Origin of the sequence: Methylotenera sp. 1P/1 (assembly GCF_000384355.1) — a bacterium.
Lineage (GTDB): Bacteria > Pseudomonadota > Gammaproteobacteria > Burkholderiales > Methylophilaceae > Methylophilus.
Window position 1 is genome coordinate 2,647,237 of the sequence record NZ_ARWC01000001.1, and the last position, 22,844, is coordinate 2,670,080.

24 protein-coding genes are annotated in these 22,844 nt (G+C 47.1%); 12 read left to right on the plus strand and 12 right to left on the minus strand.

The window, feature by feature from the left end; translation table 11 throughout:
* Positions 1 to 26: 26 nt before the first annotated feature.
* Entirely contained in the window at positions 27 to 1,163 is a 1,137-nt protein-coding gene (locus A3Q3_RS0112860; protein ID WP_020184005.1) for a PilT/PilU family type 4a pilus ATPase, read from the plus strand.
* 129 nt (positions 1,164 to 1,292) lie between these two features.
* Here A3Q3_RS0112860 and A3Q3_RS0112865 read toward each other — a convergent pair whose 3' ends face one another.
* The 9 genes from A3Q3_RS0112865 to A3Q3_RS0112905 all read right to left on the minus strand — a co-directional run bounded on the left by A3Q3_RS0112865 (position 1,293) and on the right by A3Q3_RS0112905 (position 8,478).
* Positions 1,293 to 2,051, minus strand: coding sequence for an OmpA family protein (locus A3Q3_RS0112865; protein ID WP_033424969.1), 759 nt, complete (start codon positions 2,049 to 2,051; stop codon positions 1,293 to 1,295).
* A gap of 14 nt (positions 2,052 to 2,065) precedes the next feature.
* Positions 2,066 to 2,653, minus strand: a complete 588-nt coding sequence (locus tag A3Q3_RS0112870) for a hypothetical protein (protein WP_020184006.1) — start codon at positions 2,651 to 2,653, stop codon at positions 2,066 to 2,068.
* 197 nt (positions 2,654 to 2,850) lie between these two features.
* Positions 2,851 to 4,128, minus strand: a complete 1,278-nt coding sequence (locus A3Q3_RS0112875) for a dihydroorotase (protein WP_020184007.1) — start codon at positions 4,126 to 4,128, stop codon at positions 2,851 to 2,853.
* Positions 4,125 to 5,081 (minus strand): aspartate carbamoyltransferase catalytic subunit, encoded by a 957-nt coding sequence (locus A3Q3_RS0112880; protein ID WP_020184008.1) that lies wholly within the window; start codon positions 5,079 to 5,081, stop codon positions 4,125 to 4,127. The genes A3Q3_RS0112875 and A3Q3_RS0112880 overlap by 4 nt, the downstream gene beginning before the upstream one ends.
* Positions 5,074 to 5,631, minus strand: a complete 558-nt coding sequence (pyrR, locus tag A3Q3_RS0112885) for a bifunctional pyr operon transcriptional regulator/uracil phosphoribosyltransferase PyrR (protein ID WP_020184009.1) — start codon at positions 5,629 to 5,631, stop codon at positions 5,074 to 5,076. Before pyrR ends, A3Q3_RS0112880 begins: the two co-directional genes overlap by 8 nt.
* A complete protein-coding gene (gene ruvX, locus A3Q3_RS0112890) occupies positions 5,628 to 6,122 on the minus strand; it encodes a Holliday junction resolvase RuvX (RefSeq protein WP_020184010.1) in 495 nt (164 codons plus the stop codon). Before ruvX ends, pyrR begins: the two co-directional genes overlap by 4 nt.
* Positions 6,115 to 6,699, minus strand: coding sequence for a YqgE/AlgH family protein (locus A3Q3_RS0112895; protein ID WP_020184011.1), 585 nt, complete (start codon positions 6,697 to 6,699; stop codon positions 6,115 to 6,117). The genes ruvX and A3Q3_RS0112895 overlap by 8 nt, the downstream gene beginning before the upstream one ends.
* A gap of 52 nt (positions 6,700 to 6,751) precedes the next feature.
* Complete coding sequence (ribBA, locus tag A3Q3_RS0112900) at positions 6,752 to 7,870, minus strand: bifunctional 3,4-dihydroxy-2-butanone-4-phosphate synthase/GTP cyclohydrolase II (RefSeq protein WP_020184012.1); 1,119 nt, start codon at positions 7,868 to 7,870, stop codon at positions 6,752 to 6,754.
* Positions 7,870 to 8,478, minus strand: a complete 609-nt coding sequence (locus A3Q3_RS0112905) for a riboflavin synthase (RefSeq protein ID WP_020184013.1) — start codon at positions 8,476 to 8,478, stop codon at positions 7,870 to 7,872. The genes ribBA and A3Q3_RS0112905 overlap by 1 nt, the downstream gene beginning before the upstream one ends.
* A gap of 132 nt (positions 8,479 to 8,610) precedes the next feature.
* On the opposite strand from A3Q3_RS0112905, the gene A3Q3_RS0112910 reads away from it, so the two are divergent.
* The 11 genes from A3Q3_RS0112910 to A3Q3_RS0112960 all read left to right on the plus strand — a co-directional run bounded on the left by A3Q3_RS0112910 (position 8,611) and on the right by A3Q3_RS0112960 (position 20,346).
* Positions 8,611 to 10,266, plus strand: coding sequence for a hypothetical protein (locus A3Q3_RS0112910; protein WP_020184014.1), 1,656 nt, complete (start codon positions 8,611 to 8,613; stop codon positions 10,264 to 10,266).
* A gap of 55 nt (positions 10,267 to 10,321) precedes the next feature.
* Positions 10,322 to 11,599: a lipoprotein-releasing ABC transporter permease subunit gene (locus A3Q3_RS0112915; RefSeq protein ID WP_155930865.1), complete on the plus strand. Its 1,278-nt coding sequence runs from the start codon at positions 10,322 to 10,324 to the stop codon at positions 11,597 to 11,599.
* Complete coding sequence (gene lolD, locus A3Q3_RS0112920; protein WP_020184016.1) at positions 11,592 to 12,284, plus strand: lipoprotein-releasing ABC transporter ATP-binding protein LolD; 693 nt, start codon at positions 11,592 to 11,594, stop codon at positions 12,282 to 12,284. The genes A3Q3_RS0112915 and lolD overlap by 8 nt, the downstream gene beginning before the upstream one ends.
* A gap of 3 nt (positions 12,285 to 12,287) precedes the next feature.
* Entirely contained in the window at positions 12,288 to 14,720 is a 2,433-nt protein-coding gene (locus A3Q3_RS0112925) for a DNA internalization-related competence protein ComEC/Rec2 (protein ID WP_020184017.1), read from the plus strand.
* A gap of 85 nt (positions 14,721 to 14,805) precedes the next feature.
* Entirely contained in the window at positions 14,806 to 15,411 is a 606-nt protein-coding gene (locus A3Q3_RS0112930; RefSeq protein ID WP_020184018.1) for a MotA/TolQ/ExbB proton channel family protein, read from the plus strand.
* Between the two features lie 128 nt (positions 15,412 to 15,539).
* A complete protein-coding gene (locus tag A3Q3_RS0112935; protein WP_020184019.1) occupies positions 15,540 to 15,962 on the plus strand; it encodes a biopolymer transporter ExbD in 423 nt (140 codons plus the stop codon).
* Positions 15,963 to 16,019: 57 nt separating this feature from the next.
* On the plus strand, positions 16,020 to 17,777 hold the full coding sequence (gene msbA, locus A3Q3_RS0112940) for a lipid A export permease/ATP-binding protein MsbA (protein WP_020184020.1): 1,758 nt from the start codon (positions 16,020 to 16,022) through the stop codon (positions 17,775 to 17,777).
* A gap of 10 nt (positions 17,778 to 17,787) precedes the next feature.
* Positions 17,788 to 18,804, plus strand: a complete 1,017-nt coding sequence (gene lpxK, locus A3Q3_RS0112945; protein WP_051086486.1) for a tetraacyldisaccharide 4'-kinase — start codon at positions 17,788 to 17,790, stop codon at positions 18,802 to 18,804.
* Positions 18,804 to 18,989: a Trm112 family protein gene (locus A3Q3_RS0112950; RefSeq protein WP_020184022.1), complete on the plus strand. Its 186-nt coding sequence runs from the start codon at positions 18,804 to 18,806 to the stop codon at positions 18,987 to 18,989. Before lpxK ends, A3Q3_RS0112950 begins: the two co-directional genes overlap by 1 nt.
* Positions 18,990 to 18,998: 9 nt before the next feature.
* The gene (kdsB, locus tag A3Q3_RS0112955) at positions 18,999 to 19,730 is read left to right on the plus strand and encodes a 3-deoxy-manno-octulosonate cytidylyltransferase (protein ID WP_020184023.1); all 732 of its coding nucleotides are present in this window, start codon (positions 18,999 to 19,001) and stop codon (positions 19,728 to 19,730) included.
* A complete protein-coding gene (locus A3Q3_RS0112960; protein ID WP_020184024.1) occupies positions 19,711 to 20,346 on the plus strand; it encodes a uracil-DNA glycosylase in 636 nt (211 codons plus the stop codon). Before kdsB ends, A3Q3_RS0112960 begins: the two co-directional genes overlap by 20 nt.
* Position 20,347: 1 nt before the next feature.
* Here the strand turns inward: A3Q3_RS0112960 and A3Q3_RS0112965 are convergent, their stop codons facing one another.
* From A3Q3_RS0112965 to A3Q3_RS0112975, 3 genes are all read right to left on the minus strand, one after another.
* Complete coding sequence (locus A3Q3_RS0112965) at positions 20,348 to 20,692, minus strand: DMT family protein (RefSeq protein ID WP_020184025.1); 345 nt, start codon at positions 20,690 to 20,692, stop codon at positions 20,348 to 20,350.
* Positions 20,693 to 20,824: 132 nt separating this feature from the next.
* Positions 20,825 to 21,163 (minus strand): P-II family nitrogen regulator, encoded by a 339-nt coding sequence (locus A3Q3_RS0112970; RefSeq protein WP_020184026.1) that lies wholly within the window; start codon positions 21,161 to 21,163, stop codon positions 20,825 to 20,827.
* Positions 21,164 to 21,231: 68 nt separating this feature from the next.
* Positions 21,232 to 22,836 carry an NAD+ synthase gene (locus tag A3Q3_RS0112975; protein WP_020184027.1) on the minus strand — a complete coding sequence of 535 codons (1,605 nt, stop codon included), beginning with the start codon at positions 22,834 to 22,836 and terminating at the stop codon, positions 21,232 to 21,234.
* Positions 22,837 to 22,844: the final 8 nt, after the last annotated feature.

Sequence of the window (22,844 nt, forward strand, 5' to 3'; positions counted from 1 at the left end):
CATCAAGCATTTAATTAGGATAAGCAATGGAACAAGGTCAGGCAGAAAAATTTGTATTTGATTTACTGAGGCTGATGATGACCAAAAAAGCCTCAGACATGTTTATCACCAGTGGCTTTCCGCCTGCGATGAAGATTGATGGCAAGATGACACCAGTTAGTACGCAAGTGCTCTCACCACAACAAACGCGCGAGATCTCACGCTCTATCATGAACGATAAGCAAACCGCAGAGTTTGACGCATCTAACGAATGTAACTTTGCGATTGGTTTGCCTGGTGTAGCGCGCTTTCGGGTGAACGCGTTTATTCAACGCGGTACGGTGGGGTTAGTGTTCAGAACCATCACGACTAAAATTCCTAAATTTGAAGATTTGGGTTTGCCCGATGTGTTGAAAGACATTGCGATGACCAAACGTGGATTGGTTATTTTTGTTGGCGGCACTGGCTCTGGTAAATCCACCTCGCTTGCAGCCATGGTGGGTTACCGTAACGAAAACAGTTATGGGCATATTATTACGATTGAAGACCCGGTTGAGTTTGTGCATGAGCACAAGAACTGCATTATTACGCAGCGCGAAATTGGTGTAGATACGGATAATTGGCACATCGCTTTGAAAAACACGTTACGCCAAGCACCCGATGTGATTTTGATTGGTGAGATTCGCGACAGGGAAACCATGGATTATGCAATTGCGTTTGCTGAGACAGGTCACTTGTGTATGTCCACGCTGCATGCAAATAGCACCAACCAAGCCTTAGATAGGATTATCAACTTTTTCCCGGAAGAGCGCAGACAGCAATTGCTGATGGACTTGTCTCTTAATTTGAAATCTGTCATTTCTCAGCGTTTGATTCCCAAACGTGATGGCATAGGGCGTACTGCTGCAATTGAAATTTTATTGAACTCACCTTTAATTTCAGATTTGATATTCAAGGGTGATGTGCATGGTATTAAAGATATTGTGGGGCGCTCACGTGAGTTGGGCATGCAAACCTTTGACCAAGCCTTGTTTGATTTACATGAAGCTGGTTTGATTACTTATGATGATGCACTACGTAACGCCGACTCTGTGAATGATTTGCGTTTGAAATTTAAACTGCAAAGTAAAGATGCACATGCACGCGATAACTCTTCTGGCCTGGATCATCTGGGGATTATGTAACGGCATTATGTAACTAAGTCATGGTGACTGTTTCAGTAATAAAAAAGCCAGAGAAACTCTGGCTTTTTTATGGGTGCGATGATGCACGCAATTGAATTAGCTAATTATATTTTTTACAGATATAGCATGTTATTCAACAGCAATCTCCACCCGTCTTGCTTCCCCCTCGTTTCCTGTGCCTTCTGTTTCAATCGGTTTACGCATCTCAATTCTAGTCGATTCAACGCCTGCTGCAAGTAAAGCATCCATGCTCGCTTGTGCGCGTGCTTTAGCCAATTTTTGATTGCTTTCTCGACTGCCACGCGCATCGTGATAGCCAGAAATCACGGCTTTGGTATCTGGGTGTGAAATCAGCCATTCAATCGTTGGCTCCAGTATCGTGGCGCTTTCCGCCGGCAATGTAGACTTACCTGTTTCAAAAAATAATTTGGCAGCAGCAGGGGGCTCAGCACTCACAACTGCTTGCACGGCTGATGCTTGCAACTGATTATCAATAGTCACGCCAGGGCCAAAAAACGTTTGTAACTCTGCTGTTTTTTCTTGTTTGATTGCATCCGAAGCAACCGAACCCGTCAGCGTAACGACTTTGTCATCTCCGCTAAGTTGCCAGTCGCCCCCTGCCGCTAAAAATGTTTTTAAGCTGTCCGCCTCGGCAAACCAACTGACTTTTGAGCCATCGCCTTGATTGGAAAATGTGCTGGCGGTGACCTCAAAATGAAAAGGTTCGTCTATCGCCGTACTTGTTTCGGAAGTCGTGCTTGCACTGCCATCGGTGCAGCAAGCTAGGCTAGGGCCGCGACCCGTCAACAGCATCCAAGACAGCGTAAGCAATAGGATCAGTGTAATGATCCAAGTCCATCTATCATAGCCCGATTGATTGATATGCATGATTGTGCTCCCGTTTATTTTTTGATGCCGCCAGAAAGCTCATCCTGCAATGTTTTGAGTGCTGCCCACTTGTTATCTGCTGCTAATGCGCTCTGTTGCGCCCAAGTGGCTGGGTTGGCCATACGGTAGCGTGCGCCGCCTTTATCTAAGATTGCACGCATTTGTGGAACAGTTTGTTTGGCAAGTTGGGCAAACGTTTGCACGCCGTTTTCTTTGAATAGATCGTTGATTTTTGGACCAATGCCTTCAATCACGGTCAAGTCATCTGCTTTTTTGATGGCAAACCCTGCGGCTTTAGCAGCTGCTAGATCAAAGCTGACTTTAGGCGCAGCTGGTTTAGCTTTTGCGGGTGCTTTGGGTTTAGTCGGTTTTGGTGTTGCTTTTGCAGGAGGCTTAGCTGTAGTTACTGCTGCATTGGTTGCATTAGCCGCTGGTGGGCTATCTAACAATGCACTGGTTTGAGGAGGAGGGGCGCTTACTGATGGTGGAGTGGTGGGTTTGCAGCAACAGCGACATAGCCAACGGTTGAGTAACCAACCAATGAGGACGCCTGCAATTAACCAAAACCAGCAACAAGATAAAGTGCTTAACAAATGACTCATTATTACTCCTCAATAACTGATGAATGACGAATGGTGCTGTTATAAATACAATAATTTTGTTGCGATTAATTGACGAATGCTTCGCATTCTTTCTGCATGCTAACTACTTTGTTATGCGCACTATCGGCTCAAACATTTAAAACGTCAAGTGCTTCCGTTTTTAAGAGGCGCTTTTAGCGTCTAAATACTATCGAAATTTACAATGTTGAGTAGGTGATGAGCCCTTCGACTAGCGTGTAATGCACCTTGCCAGCCAGCTCCATGTTTAAGAAAGGTGTGTTTTTACCTTGGCTTTTCAAGTGCTGCGCTTCTACTTTTCTGTATTCATCGGGGTTAAATATCACCACGTCCGCGCACTGCCCAACCGTTAGGCTGCCGGCAGTGATACCCATGATGGTCGCAGGCATGATGGTGATGCGCGCAATGGCATCGCTGAGCGTTTGCTGCGTATTGCTTGCCCACTTCAGGGTAAGCGGCAGGAGCAATTCAACAGCAGAAGCACCAGTTTCTGCCTCGGCAAATGGTAATAGCTTGGCATCGTCATCCACAGGGCTGTGGTCTGAGCAGATCGCATCAATGGTGCCATCTTTTAGGCCTTCACATAGTGCATATTGGTCACGCTGGGTACGCAGTGGCGGGCGTAGATGTGTCTGTGTGTTAAAAAATCCAATATCAAGTTCGGTTAAATGCAAATGTTGTGTGCTGACATCTGCCGTGACCGCTTGCCCCTGTTGCTTGGCTTGACGTACCAGCGCCACGCCCTCTGCGGTTGATAGACGTTGGATATGAAGCCGTGTGCCGGTTTCACGTGCGATGCGCAGTAAGCTAGCCAGTGCTAAGCTTTCTGCGGCAGCGGGAATGCCTTTTAGTCCTAAACGGCTCGCGACTTCACCATCATGTGCCACGCCGTCTTTGGCTAAGTAGGGGTCTTCCGCCCGTAAAAATAGGGTATAGCCAAAGGTGGCTGCATACTCACATGCGCGCCACAGTACTTGCGTGTCGATAATCGGATGATCGGCTTGGGTAAAGCCTACACAGCCCGCTTCGGTGAGCTCGCACATTTCAGTCAGTGTTTTGCCTTCTAATTGGCGGGTGAGCGCGCCCAATGGATACACATGCGCAAGATTCAGTTTTTTAGCGCGATATTTCAGCATTTCAACCAAGCCGGGTTCGTCCAGCGTAGGTTCGGTATCAGGCGGGCATGCCAAGCTGGTGACACCGCCAGCCGCTGCTGCTTGTAATTCACTATTGAGCGTTGCTTTATATTCAAACCCGGGCTCGCGTAAGCGCACAGATAAATCCACCAAGCCCGGCGCTACAACTAATCCGCTGGCATCAATGGTTTGATTGGCCTTAAACCCAGAGGGGGCCTGATCAATGGCTACAATTTTCCCATCGGCTATATACAGGTCATGCTGGGCATCAATGTGGTTGGCTGGGTCAATCACGCGGCCATGTTGAATCAAGATATTCATGCTTGCCCTCCGCCTGCCAAAATCGCCATGACCGCCATACGCACCGCAATACCATAAGTCACTTGCGGCAGGATGACAGACTGCAATCCATCTGCCACTGCTGAATCAATTTCCACGCCTCGGTTCATCGGGCCGGGATGCATCACAATGGCATCCGGTCTGGCTAAACTGAGTTTTTCTTGGGTGAGGCCATACGTTTTAAAATATTCTTGAGTGCTGGGTAACATTGCCCCCGTCATGCGTTCATTTTGTAGCCTTAACATCATCACAACATCCACATCTTTCAATCCTGCGCGCATATCATGGAACACTTGCACGCCCAGTTTTTCTACATCGGTAGGCAGTAATGTTTTTGGGGCAATCACGCGCACTTCTGGCACGCCTAATGTCGTGAGCGCATGGATTTCACTACGCGCTACGCGTGAGTGCAGCACATCACCCACAATGGCAATTCGCAAGTTGTGCATGTCTGGCTTGTATTTGCGGATGGTAAATACATCTAACAAGCCTTGCGTTGGGTGTGCATGGCGACCATCGCCGGCATTGATGACGCTAATATGGCTAGGCACATGTTGCGCAATCAAATGGGCGGCGCCACTTTGGTTATGACGCACCACAAACATATCGGCATGCATGGCAATCAGATTGTTCACGGTATCTAAAATCGTTTCACCTTTAGATTGAGACGAGGTACTGACGTTGAGATTCAGCACATCGGCCGATAAACGTTTGGCGGCGATTTCAAAGGTAGTGCGTGTACGCGTACTGTTCTCGAAGAAGATATTGCACACGGTTTTACCACGCAATAACGGTACTTTTTTGACTTCGCGCTCGGCAACGCCTACAAAAGATTCTGCGCTGTCTAGAATCTCGTTCAGAATGCGTTTGGGCAAGCCTTCTATACTGAGCAAATGTTTGAGTTTGCCTTCTGAGTTCAGTTGCGGATTATGCATGTGGCGTATCCAATGGCGCAGATTGATTAGATTGCATGTCTTGTGTGTCTTTACTTATATGGTCTTCAAGACTTAAATGGAATTTACCCGAGGTATCCAGCGATAGCTGAAACGCTTGATGTGCTTCTAATGGGATCTGCGCGCCAGTGATTTGGGGGGCAATCGGCAATTGCGCACCGCCACGGTTGATCAGCACTGCCAGTGTAATGCTGGCAGGACGCCCATAGTCAAACAACTCATTCATGGCGGCACGTGTGGTGCGGCCAGTATAGAAAATATCATCGATTAAAATGATATGTTTATCGTTGACGTCGAATGGAATCCAAGAAGGTTGATTTTTAGACTTCAGGCCACGTTTAGCATAGTCGTCGCGGTACATCGCAGCATCTAGTTTGCCAAACGGAATTTCGGTGCCTACGCTTGTACGTATACGCTCTAGCATCCACACACCGCCACTATGAATGCCAACCAGCGCAGTATTGGCTTGAATTAAAGGCTGGATCTGCGCAGTGATGTCTTGGAGGAGTAACTCGGGATCAGGTAAGGTCATACGGCGTTTGTCGGTATTGAGTCAAAATAAGATTGTAATATAGTTTGCGCGGCCACTTGGTCTATCATTGCTTTTTGCTGTTGGCCGTAGATGCCGGAATCTCTGAGTGATTGCGCTGCTTCTGCCGAACTCAGGCGCTCATCTACCATCACCACTGGTAAATTAAAACGCCCCTCAAGGCGTTGTGCAAATTTCTTGGCTAACTGGGTCAGTAAATGCGCTTCGCCATCCAAGTGCATAGGCAAGCCGACAACGAGTAGCTGTGGCCGCCATTCCTGAATAAGAGATTCAATCTGCGCAAACTTAACTGCATTTTCTTCTGCACTGATGGTCGTCAGCGGATGCGCTAATTTGAGCATGGTTTCTCCCACAGCCACACCAATACGTTTTTCGCCAAAGTCAAAACCAATGATCGTACCTTCGATATTTGGGTAAGTGCGCTCTAGTATCGGTAGGTGACTTTGGTTGAGCGGTTTTTCCATATTATGCATGTCCTGCTACCTCGGATAAGGAGGCAAAATCCACACCAATCAGACGCATGGCCATGGGTAATTTTTCGTCGTACGGCAGGTTGAATATCAAATCGTTAAAAGCTTTGGGTTGTGACACGCTGACTGAAAGCCACGCGTTTTTGCTCATTTCTTCTTCCAGTTGACCGGCTGACCAACCGGCATAGCCTAATGCAATGAGTATTTTGTCCGGACCAGCAGATTGTGCGGTGGATTCAAGAATGTCTTTCGATGTGGTGAGTGCAACTGACTCATTAATCTGCATGGTGGAGTTGTATTCTATGCTGGGCGAGTGCAATACAAAGCCTCGCTCCGTTTGCACTGGACCACCAAAAAACACCGGAATATCTGAGATGGTGGGGTACTCGCAAGGAATGTCAATTTGATTAAATAGGTGGTCGAGCGTGATTTGCATGGGGCGATTCAATACTACGCCCATGGCACCGTCTTCGTTATGTGTGCAAATGAAGGTGACGGTTTTGGAAAAGAAAGGGTCTTGCATGGCTGGCATCGCAATCAGAAACTGCCCTGTAAGATTCATGTTTTCCAATGGCTTCATTGTATCACACTATCCCTGTCAAAATAGTCATTTATTCAACCCAATCAACGTGTTATTGCTTAGGTTGTGTGCTGGATGGATCTTCTAGATAGCCTGTAATTTCTAGTCCAAACCCCATCATGCTTGGCATTTTACGTGGCGTGGCCATCAGTTTCATTCTACGTACGCCTAAATCCAGCAAAATCTGTGAGCCTATGCCATAGGTACGTAGCTCTTGGTTGTAACGGATTTTCTGGTCAGCATGCTGAATGCGTTCAATCAGCTGCTGACCGCTTTCATCGTGATGAATGAGTACCATGACGCCGCATTTAGCCAGCGCAATGGTTTGCATAGCATTGAGAATATTCCAACTGTGCGAATGGTTGCTGCTATCGAATAAATCAATCAGAGAGAGCGGCTCATGCACGCGCACCAGCACTTCATCTGCGCTGGCTGGATCACCCTTTACCAGAGTTAAATGCGTCTCTTTGGCAATCTTGTCGCGGTAAGCAATCAATTTCATCGCGCCATAAGGGGTTTGCACCATGCGCTCGGCAGCACGCTCAATCAGTTTTTCATTTTCGGCACGATAGTGAATCAAGTCAGCAATGGTGCCAATTTTAATCTGATGTTGTTTAGCCACCGTCACTAAATCTGGCAAACGGGCCATTTCGCCATCGTCCTTGAGAATCTCGCAAATGACACTGGCAGGCTCACATCCAGCCAACATAGCTAAGTCACATCCTGCTTCGGTATGACCGGCACGCACCAGTACACCACCGTTCATGGCGGCTAATGGAAAAATATGGCCAGGGCTGACTACACTTTTTGCATTGGCGTGTTTGGCTACCGCCGCTTGGATCGTGGTTGCACGATCGGCTGCAGAAATACCGGTCGTGACGCCTTCCGCGGCTTCTATCGAGACCGTAAAGTTAGTACCCAGTTTTGCATCGTTCTTTTGCACCATGGGTGGCAGGTTAAGTTGCTGACATCTGGCTTCGGACAAGGTTAAACAAATTAAACCGCGGCCATGTTTGGCCATAAAGTTAATGTGCTCGGCAGTGACAAATTCAGCGGCAATCACAAAGTCGCCTTCGTTTTCGCGGTTCTCGTCATCCACAAGGATAACCATTTTGCCTTGCTTGATGTCTGCAATGATGTCTTGAATAGGGCTGATGTCGCGCTGTGGCATTACGTATTCTCTGCTGATTGGGTAGACCATTCCGCCATACGCTCTACATAGCGGGCAATTTGGTCGATTTCTAAATTGACGGGGTCGCCAATGGTTAAGTATTGCAAGGTGGTGTGTTCAACCGTATGGGGGATCAGGTTAACACTAAATGTGTCTTGCTCAATCGTATTCACTGTTAGGCTTACACCATTGATACAAATAGAGCCTTTTTGTGCAATATATTTTGAGATGGCATGTGGTGCCTGAACTGCTAGCAACCAGCAATCACCTATGGCTTCAAAGCGTTTCACTTGGCCAATCCCATCTACATGGCCACTGACCAGATGTCCGCCCAGTCGATCCGATAGGCGAAGTGCTTTTTCTAAATTGACGGATTGCGGCTGCGACAGACCTACTGTAACCGTGAGTGTGGCCTTTGAAACATGTGCAAAAAAATAAGGGGCTTGAATGTCCGTGGCCGTCAAACATACGCCGTTGACTGCAATACTGTCGCCAATGGCAACATCTTCTAAGCCTAATTGATTGGCATCAATCTTGAGTTTTACGTCATCCCCGGTTGGGGTGGCTTGCTCAATTTGACCGATGCTTTGAATGATTCCTGTAAACATGTGTGAATTTTAACAGTTGCGCGTGCGATTAAGTAGGCCTCTGTGTAAAAACAATCGCGATCATCTCACTCCTCTGGTTGGTACAAACTTTGCATTTAAACAAACATGAAGTGGTAATAAGTGGAAATGGATATGAACGTGATCGTACCAATTGCAAAAAAAATTCAGGCGATGTTATCGCATGAAAACACACAACTACATGAAACGATATTGCATCAGTTTCAAGGATTGTCTGCTTCTGAACGCATCAAGCTAGCACTGCAAGTGCTGACCGAGCTCAGCACTAATGGAAAAATTTCGGCCGAGACTTTCTTAAAATGCCTGCTTAAATTAGATGAAGGGATGCAAGATAGCTTAGAGCAATTAACGGCTAAGCGATTGAAAGTAAAGCTATATAATCGTGATGTGGGGTTGGCGATTGATGCTGTAGTCTACCCTTATTACCGCCGTTTATTTTTAGAGTATTCTCGGGTCATCAGCTTAAGTCAGTCTACGCGTTTATCTTTATTAGAGCAGGCTGCCATTAAAGCTTTACTCTACTGCCGTACTTACAACGCCGGATTTAGCATGATGATGTGGCGTTATTTTGATGATCAACCGCCACCTGCTGACGCTTGGATGGCCATCCACGACTTATTCAAATATGCCGAGAATTCGTCAATATTGTATGAACGCGTGATGTTATACCCTGATGTTAAAAAGCCGGTAGACATGGCCGTGTTGATGGTGAATGGGTTAATGCTGAGTACTTTACAAAAGGAAAATTATAGTGCTGTGGAGATACATATCGTCTCTAGGCTACTGAACGATTGGGTGCGTCAGGTGATGTTTGAAAAAGCCTATGCGCGAGAAAAGTATCAGTATTTTGTCAATTTGAATCACGATAAAGGCGCGGAACGTATTCGCGCGTTTGACCGTACCGCCGATTATCGCTATTGGCGAACGGAAGCGGTGGTCACCAAGATTGCCGATCACTTGGCAGCGATTGGCGCGAATGCGGTTGGGCAGGACAGTGATATTCGCGGTTATGCGTCGATGCGGACGATGACCAAACTGTTTAAAAAGCTAAGCCAGGATTGGTCCGTGCATGACTATAAACGTCAACGCAGAGCTGTTGCGCGCGAGAAAGCTAACAGCCGCTTACTGGTGACCAGCGGTTTGGAACAGATTTGTAAACAGCTCAGCAAATTTCAGCTGCAAGAGACGGTGCAAGATAAACAGCCGATTTTTGATATTAAAGCCACCACCCTAGATCAAATGCATTTGACACAAACCAAACACTTGCTGATGGGTTTGGACGAATGGGTGTTGATGGATGTGAGTGATACTGGATTTGGTGTAGATTTAGGTAGAGAGCCCAGCCCGTGGGTAGAGGCAGGCAAACTGGTTGGGTTTGCGCATCCACAACAAAAAGCATGTTATGTGGTGGCTGAAATTAAGCATATCAAACGGCAGAAAAATGGTGCCTATCGTGCTGGCTTACAAATCATTAGTCTGCATTCCTTATCGATGCAATTGATTAAGCTGGATCACACGCAAGTGGAGCTATCCAAAGGGTTTTATTTAGAGCACGATGAATCTGATATTGAGATTAACCGTGTGGCCTGTGTGTGGGTACCGCCGCATCATACGCAACCTAAATCATCCGTCATTATTCCCATCAATGAATACCAGCGTCATCGTCAATTTAAAATTGATATCAATGGCGAGGAAAAGACTTTAGTTCTAGGTGTTGCCATCGAAATGCAAACAGAATGGGTGCGTGCCTCGGTGGCGGCTATTCATTAATTAGCACGTTAGCATGGGTGGAAATTGGCAGCACAAAGCTGTTAAGATGCTACCCATGTTAAATTTCAAACAGTCATTGCCATTTGAGTTGTTGGTTGGTCTGCGCTATACCCGCGCAAAACGTAAAAACCATTTTATTTCTTTTATTTCATTTACCAGCATGATAGGCATTGCCCTAGGCGTGTGGGCATTGATTGTGGTGCTGTCGGTGATGAATGGATTTCAGGATGAGCTCAGAAATCGCATTCTGGGCGTTGCCTCGCATATCGAAATCACCGGCTTCAATAATCGCTTGTCTGATTGGCAAACTGTTGCCAAGGAAGTCACGCCAGCCACACCACATGGTGAGTCCCGCGTATTGGCCGCCGCGCCCTACGTAATGGCGCAAGGCATGCTCAGTTACGGGCAAGCGGTGCAGGGCAGTATTGTCAGGGGGATATTGCCAGCGGAAGAGGCGCAAGTCTCTTCATTGTCCACGCACATGAAATCGGGCCAACTGACGGACTTAAAAGCAGGTGAATTTAATATCGTACTTGGGTCAGATCTTGCCATGTTGTTAGGTGTGAGTGTAGGCGAGAAAGTCGTATTGCTGGCTCCGCAAGGCCAGTTTACGCCAACCGGGGTGGTGCCGCGTATTAAACAATTTAAGGTGGTGGGCATCTTTCAAATTGGCATGTATGAATATGATGCCGGCTTGGCACTGATACACATGGCGGATGCCGCAAAACTGTACCGTATGGATGACCAAGTATCAGGCGTACGTTTAAAGCTGAATGATTTATTTGATGCAACCGCGGAAACCGCGCGCCTCAATACGCAACTCAAAGGCGCGTATTACATTACCGATTGGACGCAGCAGCACGCCAATTTCTTTAAAGCGATTCAATTAGAAAAACGGGTGATGTTTATCATTTTGGCGCTGATTGTCGCCGTAGCTGCGTTCAATATTGTCTCTACCTTGGTGATGGCTGTGACAGACAAGCGCGCCGACATTGCGATTATGCGTACCTTTGGCGCCAGCCCTGCCTCTATTATGAAAATATTCATGATTCAAGGCGCGCTGATTGGCATGATTGGTACCGTGGCAGGGGCTTTCTTTGGTGTATTGACCGCGCTGAATATTGACACCATTGTGCCTTTCATCGAACGTACTTTTAAAGTGCAGTTTTTGGCAAAAGATGTCTATTACATCAGCGACTTACCTTCAAAACTATTGTGGACAGATGTCTGGACAATTTTGATTTTATCTTTTGTATTAAGTTTGTTTGCCACGCTGTACCCCAGCTATAAAGCATCCAGAATCAACCCAGCTGAGGCCTTGCGTTATGAGTAATACTAGTCCGCAAAATATTATTCAATGTGAAGCGCTGACCAAAACCTATACAGGGCTCGATGTGGCAGTACTCAATGGTATTGATTTGCAAGTAACGGCTGGTGAACAGATTGCAATCGTCGGTGCTTCCGGTTCTGGTAAAAGCACGCTGTTACACTTATTGGGTGGTTTGGATCAGCCTACTACGGGCAATATCAAACTGATGGGTCAAGCGCTCTCTAGCTTAAATGAAACACAAAAAGGTGTATTGCGTAATCAATCGCTAGGCTTTGTCTATCAGTTCCATCATCTTTTACCCGAGTTTACTGCGCTGGAAAACGTCGCATTACCGCTCCTCATCCGTCGAGAGTCACGTGCGCAGGCAATGGCGCAGGCGGCTGAGATGCTGACCAGTGTCGGTTTGCAACATCGCATGGAGCACATGCCGGGCGAGCTTTCCGGTGGGGAGCGTCAGCGCGCAGCATTGGCACGTGCATTGGTCAGTAAGCCACAGTGTATTTTGGCCGATGAGCCAACAGGCAATCTGGATCGTGTGACTGCGCATCAGGTGTTTGATTTGCTGTTAGAGATTAATCGAGCGCAGAACACAAGCTTGATTGTGGTGACACATGACTTACAATTGGCTGCCAAACTACACCGACAATACCAATTGGTCGATGGCAAGTTACAGGATTTAAACGCTTAGACTATGGTGGTGATTGTGCTGGGTGTCGTATTGGGCGCTTGGGCATTACAACAGCAGGCCAGTTTGCCCCACGCGTTGCCACTTACCTTGGCTTGGTGTGTGTTGTTGGCACTCAATGTTGGGGCTCGCTGGTATCTGCGTCGTCATGGGTTATGGATATCCAAGTATCCACGACTAATCACGGCAAGCAAACGTGGATACTGGTTTGTCATTGCGGCGCTATTTGGCTTTACTTGGGCCAGTGTACTGGCTACTTATCGACTCGCTGATGCGTTGCCCAGTGCTTGGGAGCAGAAAAATATCACGCTGATTGGCGTAGTAGCCTCGCTCCCCGAGTATACGGAACATGGCCAGCGTTTTGTATTTGATGTAGAGCAGGTGTTGACGCCGCAAGCCCAAGTCCCTAAGCGCATTTCTTTAAGTATTTATCCACCTTATCCTTCACGTACAGCCACTACCAAATCAGTAGAGTCTACTCCACAAGCAAGCGTTGGTGAGCGTTGGCAATGGACAGTGCGACTCAAGCGCCCGCATGGCGTCATCAATCCGCACGGGTTTGATTTTGAAGCATGGGCGCTATCCGAGCGTATCCGTGCCACGGGTGCGGTGCGGCTCAAAAGCGATATGCGCAAACTTAGCACTAGGGTAAATCATCCCCGTTATTGGGTGGATTATGCGCGTGCAAAGGTAGCCTCACGCATTACGGATGTGTTGGCAGACAAACCCTATGCTGGTGTCATACGCGCATTGGTGATTGGCGATGACAGTCAAATCTCACGTGCCGACTGGGATATATATATGCGTACCGGTACCAATCATTTGATGAGTATTTCCGGGCTGCATATCACCATGTTGTCCGGATTGGTATTTGCGCTGACCTATTGGCTATGGCGTCGATATACGCGTTTGCTACTGCGTTTGCCAGCCCGCAAAGCTGCTGCTGTGGCGGGGATGATAGCGGCACTGCTATACGCAGCACTCGCAGGTTTTTCGATTCCAACCCAGCGTACACTTTACATGTTGATGACGGTGACTGTGATGCTGTGGTTAGATCGACCGATTAACATGCCAAAAATGCTGGCAATTGCGTTGCTGGTAGTGGTTGTAATGGATCCTTGGGCCGTCAATGCCGCGGGGTTCTGGCTATCATTTGGTGCCGTGGCGGTTATTGCTTATGCCATGGGTGGCAGAATCGGGCGCCCACATTGGTTGATGGAAGCGGTGAAAGTGCAGTGGGTTGTCACCCTTGGTTTATTGCCATTATTGGTGGCGATGTTTGGGCAGTTCTCGCTCATTTCGCCGATTGCCAATGCATTTGCGATTCCCGTGATTAGTTTTCTTGTGGTGCCCGCAGCTATCTTGGGTAGCTTGCTGCCGATAGATTTAAGTTTGCAATTATCGCACGCAATATTAAGTGTGACGATGGCAGGACTCAACTGGTTATCTGCCATGCCATTGGCGACTTGGCAGCAGGCGGCACCAAGCATATGGACATTGTTGCTGGCAATGTTTGGCGTGATATGGTGGCTGCTCCCGCGTGGTGTACCCATGCGCTGGTTAGGCACAGTTTGTATGCTTCCCTTATTTTCTCCGCATGCCAATGGGTTACATGCAGGTGATTTGCGTGTCACCGTGCTCGATGTTGGGCAAGGGCTGAGTGTGTTTGTGCAAACTGCGCAGCACACCATGTTGTACGACGCAGGCACACGTTACGATGCACAGTCTGACGCGGGAATGCGCATTGTTATTCCATTCTTACGCGCAGAGGGGGTGGGTAAGTTGTCGGGGGTAGCGTTATCCCATGATGATTTGGATCACTCTGGGGGCATTGCCTCTGTAGTAGGTCAAGTGCCTACCGCTTGGCTACTGAGTTCTTTATCGCCGCAAGCAAGCTTGCTGCAACAGCCACCGTTTGATACTTGGCCCCAGCAGAAAAAAATCACATGTCATGCGGGCCAGCATTGGCAATGGGATCAGGTACGGTTTGAAGTCTTGTACCCCACTATTGAACAACTACAAAACATCACCCATAAAGATAACGATAAAAGTTGTGTGATTAAAATTACCAGCCGATATGGTGCGGTATTATTGACGGGCGATATTGAACGTGGCGCAGAGTCTGCACTCATAGAAAGTGCAGCAGAACGATTAAATAGTGATGTATTGATTGTGCCGCATCATGGTAGCAAAACATCTTCCACGCCAGCGTTTATTGAAGCCGTTGGCGCGCAGCATGTGGTGATGACCAATGGTTACTTGAATCGGTTTGGGCACCCTAAACCAGTGATTGAGCAACGCTATTTAAATCATGATGCACACATCTATCGATCCGACCATGATGGCGCGGTACAGTTTGCTTTTCAAGCCAATCAGCCCATGACGGTGACACCATGGCGCAAAGTGTTTCCGCGTTATTGGCACGATCGCTATCCGTAATGCGTAGGAAATGCTGACTTAAACTTGCTGAAAGCAACACTTAACGCTAAAGTAGCGTTAGTTTTTATATGAAGGAGTTTTTACTGTGTGGGAAATTATTGTTGCTGCCGGATGGCCAATTTGGCCGCTTATTATCGCTTCAGTCATTGCACTTGCCATTATTGGTGAGCGTGCCTGGGCACTGCGTAGCGAGGTGGTTGCGCCCAGTAATTTGTTGCCAGAGGTGCAAAAATGGTTGGGCCAAGGCGGGGTAACTAGAGAAACCTTAGCCAAATTAGAAGCCCATTCTTTATTGGGTGAGGTGTTTGCCAGTGCTTTGGCTAGTGCAAAAAGCTCACGCGAAATTACTAAAGAGGCGATTGAAGAAACCGGCCGTGCTGTGGCGCATAAGTTGGAGCGTTATTTAGGTACATTAGGCACTATTGCCACGGTAGCCCCGTTGCTAGGTCTATTGGGTACTGTGATCGGTATGGTGGAATTGTTCGGCTCTTTTACTAACAGTGGTCACGATGTGGCGCAGTTTGCACGCGGGATTTCCGTAGCGCTGTATAACACGGCTGCCGGGATTGTGGTGGCGGTGCCAGCCATGATTGCTTACCGCTACTATCGCGGTAAAGTAGACGGCTTGCTGGTGGGTATGGAGCAACAGGCGATTAAGCTAGTGGAAATCATCCACGGTGATCGCAAATAAATGTACCTGTTGTGTTCTAACGTTGTTACTTTCGCAGCCGTACCTAATTGTACTGTCTGCGCTCAAGTGCCTAGTTAACACACAACATCCTGCATTTATTCAATATATAAAGTATTAAGAGGAAAATCATGAATTTTCAACGAGGTAAACGCCACGAAGATTTAGAAATGAATCTGGTGCCACTCATTGATGTGTTGCTGGTGATTATTATTTTCTTGGTAGTGAGTGCAACATTCTCGCGCACCAGTGAGCTGCAAATCAATTTACCAACAGCAGAAGCCAACGCACCGCAAGAAAAACCATTGACGATTACAGTGGAAGTAGATGCCAGCGGGCACTATGTGGTGAATGGCGCCGCTGTAAATGGCGATAGCGTAGAAGTCATTTCTAGTGCGCTGGTCAAAGCAGTAGGCGATGGTAAAGAGCCCACCATTATTATTAATGCGGATGCAAAAGCAACGCATCAATCTGTGATTAATGTCATGGAAGCGTCACGTTTGGCTAACTTCACCCATATCACATTTGCAACACAGGTGAACTCTGGCTCTTAACCTTCCATCTTGTATGGATCGCTTCATTGCGATTGAATTGAAGTATCCCTAATCACCATGTCGCGTCAGAAACGTAAACAAGATTCAATTATTCCAGTCGCAAATGCAAAGCTCTTGTATTTGCGACTGTTTCGTTATGCTTGGCAGTATAAAGTCTATTTTTTAATCACAGTGGTGACTACCGTGATTCTCTCTGGTAGCAATACCGCATTTCTTGCACTGATTAAAAAAGTCACGGATGAAGGCTTTGTAAAGCAGTCGACCGAGCAAGTATGGATGTTGCCTCTCATGTTGTTTGTCCTGATGACTGTCAGAGCCTTGTCGGGTTTTGCATCTGTCTATAGTTTAAAAGTAGTCGCGCGCAATGTAGTCGCGCAGCTTAGAGTACAAGCCTTTGAAAAGCTGATGCAATTGCCCGTTAACTTCTTTGATGCGAGTTCAACTGGACTATTGGTTTCAAAACTGACCTATGATGTGGAGCGCCTATCCAGTGTGACCACACGTTCTGCTCTGAATGTAGTGCGTGATGTGTTGACCGTCATTGGTTTGGTCGGCTATATGCTCTACTTAGATTGGCGCTTAACCTTAGTCTTTGCCACCGTTACCCCGTTGATGGCGCTCTATTTACGCAAAATGACGCCTAAACTGCGTTCCAACGCTAAGAGAGTGCAGCAAGGCGTGGGCGAGATTACCAAAAGTGCAGAAGAGGCGATTGCAGGGCAGCGCATTGTCAAAATATTTGGTGCGGAGCCTTATGAAATCGAGCGGTTCAGCACAGTGGTCAATAAAAATGCACATTTTGAATTACGCTCCACGCGTATTGCCGGCCTCAGTAGCTTTGTCATTGAAATATTATCGGCATTGGCGCTCACGTTGGTGGTGTATTACGCCATGGGACAATTTACGGTAGGGGAGTTTGCCGCATTTGTGGGTGCATTATTGATGATGATTGCGCCGATTAAGCACATTGCAGCGGCCAATGAAGACCTGCAAATTGGCTTGGCTGCAGCGCAAAGTGTATTCGATTTGATTGATAGCCCGCATGAAATCAATGAAGGTGATAAGCAGATTGCGCGTGCACGTGGCGAAATTGAATTTAAACATGTATCGATTCGCTATGAAAACGCAAAACGGCTGGCCATTGATAATTTGAGTTTTAACATTCAACCGGGCGAGAAAGTCGCACTGGTGGGGCGCTCTGGCAGTGGCAAAACCACGCTAGTGAATTTATTGCCGCGCTTTTACGAGCTGCAGCAGGGCATGATATTGCTGGATGGTGTAGATATTCGTGCACTGGAGCTGAAAAACTTACGCACGCAATATTCATTGGTGAGCCAAGATATTGTCTTGTTTAATGACACTATATTTAACAATATTGCTTATGGCGTATTACGTAACGCCACGGAGGCTGATGTGATTGCTGCAGCCAAAGCTGCGCATGCATGGGATTTTATTCAGCAGTTGCCAGATGGCTTGCAAAATGAAGTAGGTGATCGCGGTGTACGTTTGTCTGGTGGTCAAAAACAGCGGATTGCCATTGCACGCGCTATTCTTAAAAACGCACCTATCTTATTGTTAGACGAAGCTACTTCCGCACTTGATGGAGAATCTGAGCAGCACGTACAAGCCGCTTTGGATACCTTGATGCAAGGCCGCACGACGCTGGTGATTGCACACCGTTTAAGTACCATTGAGAACGCAGACAGGATTTTGGTGATGGACCATGGGCGTATCGTAGAGTCTGGCTCGCATCAATCGCTGCTGGCACAGAATGGCTACTATAGTAAGCTCTATCACAAAGAGTTCGATACTTAACGATATGGCTATGCAAGCGTGGTTTCAACAGCAATGGCAAACCAAAAGTCTGGCGCATCTGTTGTTAGTGCCAATGTCTTGGCTGTTTCTAGCCATCACGACGGTTAGACGTTTTTTATACCGTGTACGTATACTTTCTTCTTGTCGCTTAGCGGTGCCAGTCATTGTGGTGGGCAATATCACGGTCGGCGGTACTGGTAAAACGCCGTTTGTTATCTATCTGGCAGAACAGTTGAAACTGGCTGGCTATACGCCGGGGATTATTAGTCGCGGTTATGGTGGCAGTCAAACCGGACAGGTATTTGCAGATAGCGCCCCACACATGACAGGCGATGAGCCGGTATTGATGGCGAAGCGTACTGCTTGTCCAGTCTGGGTAAATCCAGATCGTGTGGCGGCGGGACAGGCCTTGCTACAAGCCTATCCGCAGTGTGATGTCATTATCAGCGATGACGGCTTGCAGCATTTACGCTTGCAGCGAGATATCGAGATTGTGCTGGTAAATGCGCAGGCATTAGGTAATCAATACTTATTGCCGGCCGGCCCATTGCGTGAATGTGTCTCGCGATTAAGCTCAGTGAGCTATATAGTAAATAGTGGTGAGCAGGCGCTGCCAATTGCTGTGATGGACTTGCCTCCGCAATATCATATGCAGGTGTATGGTGATGTGTTTCAGTCGCTCACTGGTGGGCAAACACAGCACGCTACATTGTTTAAAGATAAGCCTATATCTGCGATTGCTGCCATTGGTCACCCTGAACGTTTTTTTAGCGCATTGACCGCGTTGGGACTTAAATTTGAGCGTAAAGTGTTTCCGGATCATCATCCATTTAAACTACAAGACTTTGTGGATGTCTTAACCCATACCATCATCATGACAGAGAAAGACGCGGTAAAATGCCAGTCATTGTCACTGACGGATGCTTGGTATTTACCAGTGACAGCAGAGGTGACTGCCACACATGCACAGTCATTGCCATCCGCAGTCATTGCAACATTAACGCATATGCAACAAAGGAAATCATAATGGATTCTAAACTACTTCAGATTTTGGTATGTCCAGTGACCAAAGGGCCACTGGTGTACGATAAGGCGAAAGGCGAACTGATCTCAAAAGCAGCACGCTTGGCGTATCCGGTGCGCGATGGTATTCCAGTGATGCTGGAAGATGAAGCCCGTAAGCTGGAAGAAAAAGAATATTTAGAAGATTGATGGATCGCAATGTTTAAAGTAGTCATTCCTGCACGTTATGCCAGTACCCGCTTACCAGGTAAACCATTGTTGGATATTGCCGGTAAGCCCATGGTGATTCGCGTGGCCGACCAGGCGAGTAAAAGTCAGGCCGACGAAGTCGTGATTGCCACAGATTTTGAGAAGATCCTTGCTGTAGCCGAGCAATATACTTATGCGGCAGTGATGACGCGTATTGATCATGCTTCTGGCACGGACCGCATTGCAGAGGTAGTCGAGAAAATGGGGTGGCATGATGATGCGATTGTGGTGAACGTGCAGGGCGATGAACCGCTGATTGATCCTAAGCTCATCAATGAGGTAGCGCTCACCTTAGCGCATAATCATGACGCGGTGATGGCGACTGCCTGTCACCCGATTCACGATGAAGCTACTTTTCTAAATCCTAATGTCGTCAAAGTAGTGATGGATGCCAACGGCAATGCGCTCTATTTTAGTCGTGCGCCCATTCCTTACCCACGGGACGATGTGTATAAACAGGCGATTCAAGCGTGCCGCCATATTGGTATTTACGCGTATCGCGTAGGGTTTTTAAAGCAATATGCCGAACTCACTGTGACGGCGCTTGAAAAGATTGAAAGCCTAGAACAGCTACGCGTGTTATACCATGGCTATAAAATTGCAGTCAGCGTGACCGATCATGCGCCAGCCAGTGGGGTAGATACGGAGCAAGATTTGGATTATGTGCGCACACTCTATTAGTTTAGTGGACTCACCAAAATCTTTAAAGTCAGACGAGCAACGCAAGTTGCGCCAGAACATGCTCAATGAGAGCCATGTAAAAAAACTAACAGAATTTGTAGATTTACTCAGAATTCAAAAGGGGAGTGGCTATCTCATCCCATACTTTGATCCATATGATGGAGGCAATCAAGCAGAGGTGCTTTTTTTGTTAGAAGCTGCTGGCCCAAAAGCTATCACGACTGGGTTTATATCAAGGTCAAACCCAGATGAAACTGCAAAGAACTTTTATTTGCTAAATCAAGAAGCTGGAGTCGAGAGAGCACTTAGCATTATTTGGAACATCGTACCTTGGTATATTGGAAGCGGCCAAAAAATCAGGCCTGCAAATAAGCGTGATGTTCTAGAAGGGTGTCAAAGTTTAGGGGCGCTTATTCAGATGCTAAGTAACCTTAAAGTGATTGTTTTGGTTGGGAGGAAAGCGCAATCAGCCCGAAAATTCATAGAAAATCTCAAACCAAATATACCCATTGTTGATATGCCACATACTAGCCCAATGTTCGTGAATCAGAAGCCTAATAATAGAAGCAAAATACTTATAGCCTTAAAAGACGTTAAGCTTTATTTGGATAATTAATTTAACTTCTAAAGATAAAGTACACCGCGCCCATCAGGCAGAGTGCGGCCCACAAAAAATCCAGCTTGATCGGTTGCTGCATGTAATAAATGGCAAACGGGACAAACACTGCCAGCGTGATGACTTCCTGCAGAATCTTTAATTGCGCAAGGTTAAACTGCGTGAAACCAATGCGATTGGCGGGCACTTGAAACAGATACTCAATTAAGGCGATACCCCAACTGATGAGCGCGGCAATAATCCAAGGTTTGCTACTGAGGTTTTTGAGGTGACCGTACCATGCAAATAGCATGAACAGGTTAGAAATGCTAAGCAGTACGATGGTTTTAAGTAGGGTAGCGCTCATGAGTAATGCTTAAGTTTTTTCACACGTAATCTTTCTCAAAAGTGACGTGGTCAAGGTGTCTGAGCGAAGGTAGTACACATGGGTACGACGAGCGAAAGACAACGCAGACCACGGCAACTTTTCAGAAAGTATTTAAACGGCAGCTTCGCCAGTCTCACCAGTCCTAATACGAATCACTTGCTCTACGTTAGTGACAAAAATCTTGCCGTCACCAATTTTGCCTGTATGGGCAGATTTAATGATGGACTCTACCGCTGCATCCACCATATTGTCGGCTACCACTAGCTCAATTTTAATCTTAGGTAAAAAATCTACGACATATTCTGCGCCACGATATAGCTCGGTATGGCCTTTTTGACGACCGAAGCCTTTGACTTCTGTGACGGTTAAACCATTGGCGCCAATTGCAGACAGTGATTCGCGCACTTCATCGAGTTTAAATGGCTTAATAATGGCTTCAATTTTTTTCATGCGGACTCCCTCGGTATTCGTTATTTTGCTTCTAGCAATGATTAATTATTCTACGCATTAACCTTTGACTATTCAAACGTTAACTTGCATGTAATCGGGTAGCGTCTATCTTTGCCAAAGCCTTTTTGTGTAATTCTGACACCTACTGGCGCTTGTCGGCGCTTGTATTCGTTTCTATCAATCAGTTGCGTCACACGCAGCACGTCTTTGGTTTGATAGCCCAATTGCATAATCGCGTGGCGGCTCATGTCTTCTTCAACATAAGCCTGCATAATCGCATCTAGTATTTCGTAAGGCGGTAGGCTATCTTGGTCAGTTTGATTGGCACGGAGCTCAGCACTTGGCGCGCGCGTGATAATACGTTCCGGGATAATTTTGCTACGCGTATTGCGATATTCAGCCAGTCGGTACACCAGCGTTTTGGGCACATCCTTAAGCAAGGAAAATCCACCTGCCATATCGCCATATAGCGTGCTATAACCCACGGCCATTTCAGACTTGTTGCCGGTAGTCAGCACAATGCTGCCAAACTTGTTAGAAAGCGCCATCAGCAACATGCCGCGAATGCGTGCCTGCAGATTTTCTTCAGTGGTATCAAACGGACGGTTGCCAAATTCTGGCGTCAAAGCGGTACGGAAGGTATCGAACAGTGTTTTAATGGGGATGAGGCTATGGTGCACGCCCACGCGATTGGCCATCTCAATTGCATCGTCCACGCTAATGTTCGATGTGAACTCTGATGACATTAGGACCACTTTCACGCGTTTGGCACCTAGCGCATCCACCGCGATCGCCAATGTCAATGCAGAATCAATGCCGCCAGATAACCCCAGTACCACACTAGGAAAACCATTTTTATTGACATAGTCTGCAAGGCCTAAGGTTAGCGCGTGATATACCGTGGCCTCCATGCTTAATAGTGGCACTAGTTCCACAGGTTGCGGTTGACCATTAAGCACCTCTACGTAGCTTAATGTTTCTACAAAAGCTGGCAGTTGCTGAGAGACTTTCCCTTGTTGATTGAGCACAAATGATGCGCCATCAAACACTAACTCATCTTGCCCGCCCACCATATTGGTATAAATGACAGCCAAGCTAGTTTCTTGCACCCGCTCCGCTAAAATCTCATAGCGCGTATTGAGCTTGTCCATATGATAAGGAGAGGCATTGAGTGAGATCAGTAATTCTGCGCCCGCATGCTTGGCACGCATAGCCGGCGCTTTCTCCCAGCCGTCTGCGCAAATGAGCACGCCAATTTGCAGACCATCCAGCGCAAACACAAAAGGGGTGTCTCCGCGCTCAAAATAGCGCTCTTCATCAAACACGCTATAGTTGGGCAATACTTGCTTATGGTAAGTGTTTTGTATTTTACCTTGCTGAATGAGCGACGCTGCGTTGAATAGCTCGCCATTCACTTGATGAGGATGGCCAATAAGCACACTTAACTCAGGTGGAATCGCATCACATAGGTAGGCCAGCGCACGCTGGTTTGCTTCTAAAAAATCATTGCGGTAGAGCAAGTCTTCCGGAGGATATCCGCACAATACCAGCTCTGGGGTGACCATGAGTGTTGCACCTGCCGCATAGGCCTGCTGGGCGTAGGCAATGATTTTTTTGGCATTGCCATGCATGTCACCCACCATGGCATTGATTTGAGCAATCGCAATTTTCATGTAGTTTA

Excerpts from the sequence above, each read along its gene's own strand:
- A3Q3_RS0112865 (WP_033424969.1), bottom strand. The coding sequence starts at position 2,051 with ATGCATATCAATCAATCGGGCTATGATAGATGGACTTGGATCATTACA.
- A3Q3_RS0112880 (WP_020184008.1), bottom strand. The coding sequence starts at position 5,081 with ATGCATAATCCGCAACTGAACTCAGAAGGCAAACTCAAACATTTGCTC.
- A3Q3_RS0112860 (WP_020184005.1), top strand. The coding sequence starts at position 27 with ATGGAACAAGGTCAGGCAGAAAAATTTGTATTTGATTTACTGAGGCTG.
- A3Q3_RS0112925 (WP_020184017.1), top strand. The coding sequence starts at position 12,288 with ATGGTGGTGATTGTGCTGGGTGTCGTATTGGGCGCTTGGGCATTACAA.
- msbA (WP_020184020.1), top strand. The coding sequence starts at position 16,020 with ATGTCGCGTCAGAAACGTAAACAAGATTCAATTATTCCAGTCGCAAAT.
- A3Q3_RS0112935 (WP_020184019.1), top strand. The coding sequence starts at position 15,540 with ATGAATTTTCAACGAGGTAAACGCCACGAAGATTTAGAAATGAATCTG.
- lpxK (WP_051086486.1), top strand. The coding sequence starts at position 17,788 with ATGCAAGCGTGGTTTCAACAGCAATGGCAAACCAAAAGTCTGGCGCAT.
- A3Q3_RS0112950 (WP_020184022.1), top strand. The coding sequence starts at position 18,804 with ATGGATTCTAAACTACTTCAGATTTTGGTATGTCCAGTGACCAAAGGG.
- lolD (WP_020184016.1), top strand. The coding sequence starts at position 11,592 with ATGAGTAATACTAGTCCGCAAAATATTATTCAATGTGAAGCGCTGACC.
- A3Q3_RS0112915 (WP_155930865.1), top strand. The coding sequence starts at position 10,322 with ATGTTAAATTTCAAACAGTCATTGCCATTTGAGTTGTTGGTTGGTCTG.
- ribBA (WP_020184012.1), bottom strand. The coding sequence starts at position 7,870 with ATGCCACAGCGCGACATCAGCCCTATTCAAGACATCATTGCAGACATC.
- A3Q3_RS0112895 (WP_020184011.1), bottom strand. The coding sequence starts at position 6,699 with ATGAAGCCATTGGAAAACATGAATCTTACAGGGCAGTTTCTGATTGCG.
- A3Q3_RS0112910 (WP_020184014.1), top strand. The coding sequence starts at position 8,611 with ATGAACGTGATCGTACCAATTGCAAAAAAAATTCAGGCGATGTTATCG.
- kdsB (WP_020184023.1), top strand. The coding sequence starts at position 18,999 with ATGTTTAAAGTAGTCATTCCTGCACGTTATGCCAGTACCCGCTTACCA.
- A3Q3_RS0112960 (WP_020184024.1), top strand. The coding sequence starts at position 19,711 with ATGTGCGCACACTCTATTAGTTTAGTGGACTCACCAAAATCTTTAAAG.
- pyrR (WP_020184009.1), bottom strand. The coding sequence starts at position 5,631 with ATGACCTTACCTGATCCCGAGTTACTCCTCCAAGACATCACTGCGCAG.
- A3Q3_RS0112975 (WP_020184027.1), bottom strand. The coding sequence starts at position 22,836 with ATGAAAATTGCGATTGCTCAAATCAATGCCATGGTGGGTGACATGCAT.
- ruvX (WP_020184010.1), bottom strand. The coding sequence starts at position 6,122 with ATGCATAATATGGAAAAACCGCTCAACCAAAGTCACCTACCGATACTA.
- A3Q3_RS0112875 (WP_020184007.1), bottom strand. The coding sequence starts at position 4,128 with ATGAATATCTTGATTCAACATGGCCGCGTGATTGACCCAGCCAACCAC.
- A3Q3_RS0112870 (WP_020184006.1), bottom strand. The coding sequence starts at position 2,653 with ATGAGTCATTTGTTAAGCACTTTATCTTGTTGCTGGTTTTGGTTAATT.
- A3Q3_RS0112905 (WP_020184013.1), bottom strand. The coding sequence starts at position 8,478 with ATGTTTACAGGAATCATTCAAAGCATCGGTCAAATTGAGCAAGCCACC.
- A3Q3_RS0112970 (WP_020184026.1), bottom strand. The coding sequence starts at position 21,163 with ATGAAAAAAATTGAAGCCATTATTAAGCCATTTAAACTCGATGAAGTG.
- A3Q3_RS0112965 (WP_020184025.1), bottom strand. The coding sequence starts at position 20,692 with ATGAGCGCTACCCTACTTAAAACCATCGTACTGCTTAGCATTTCTAAC.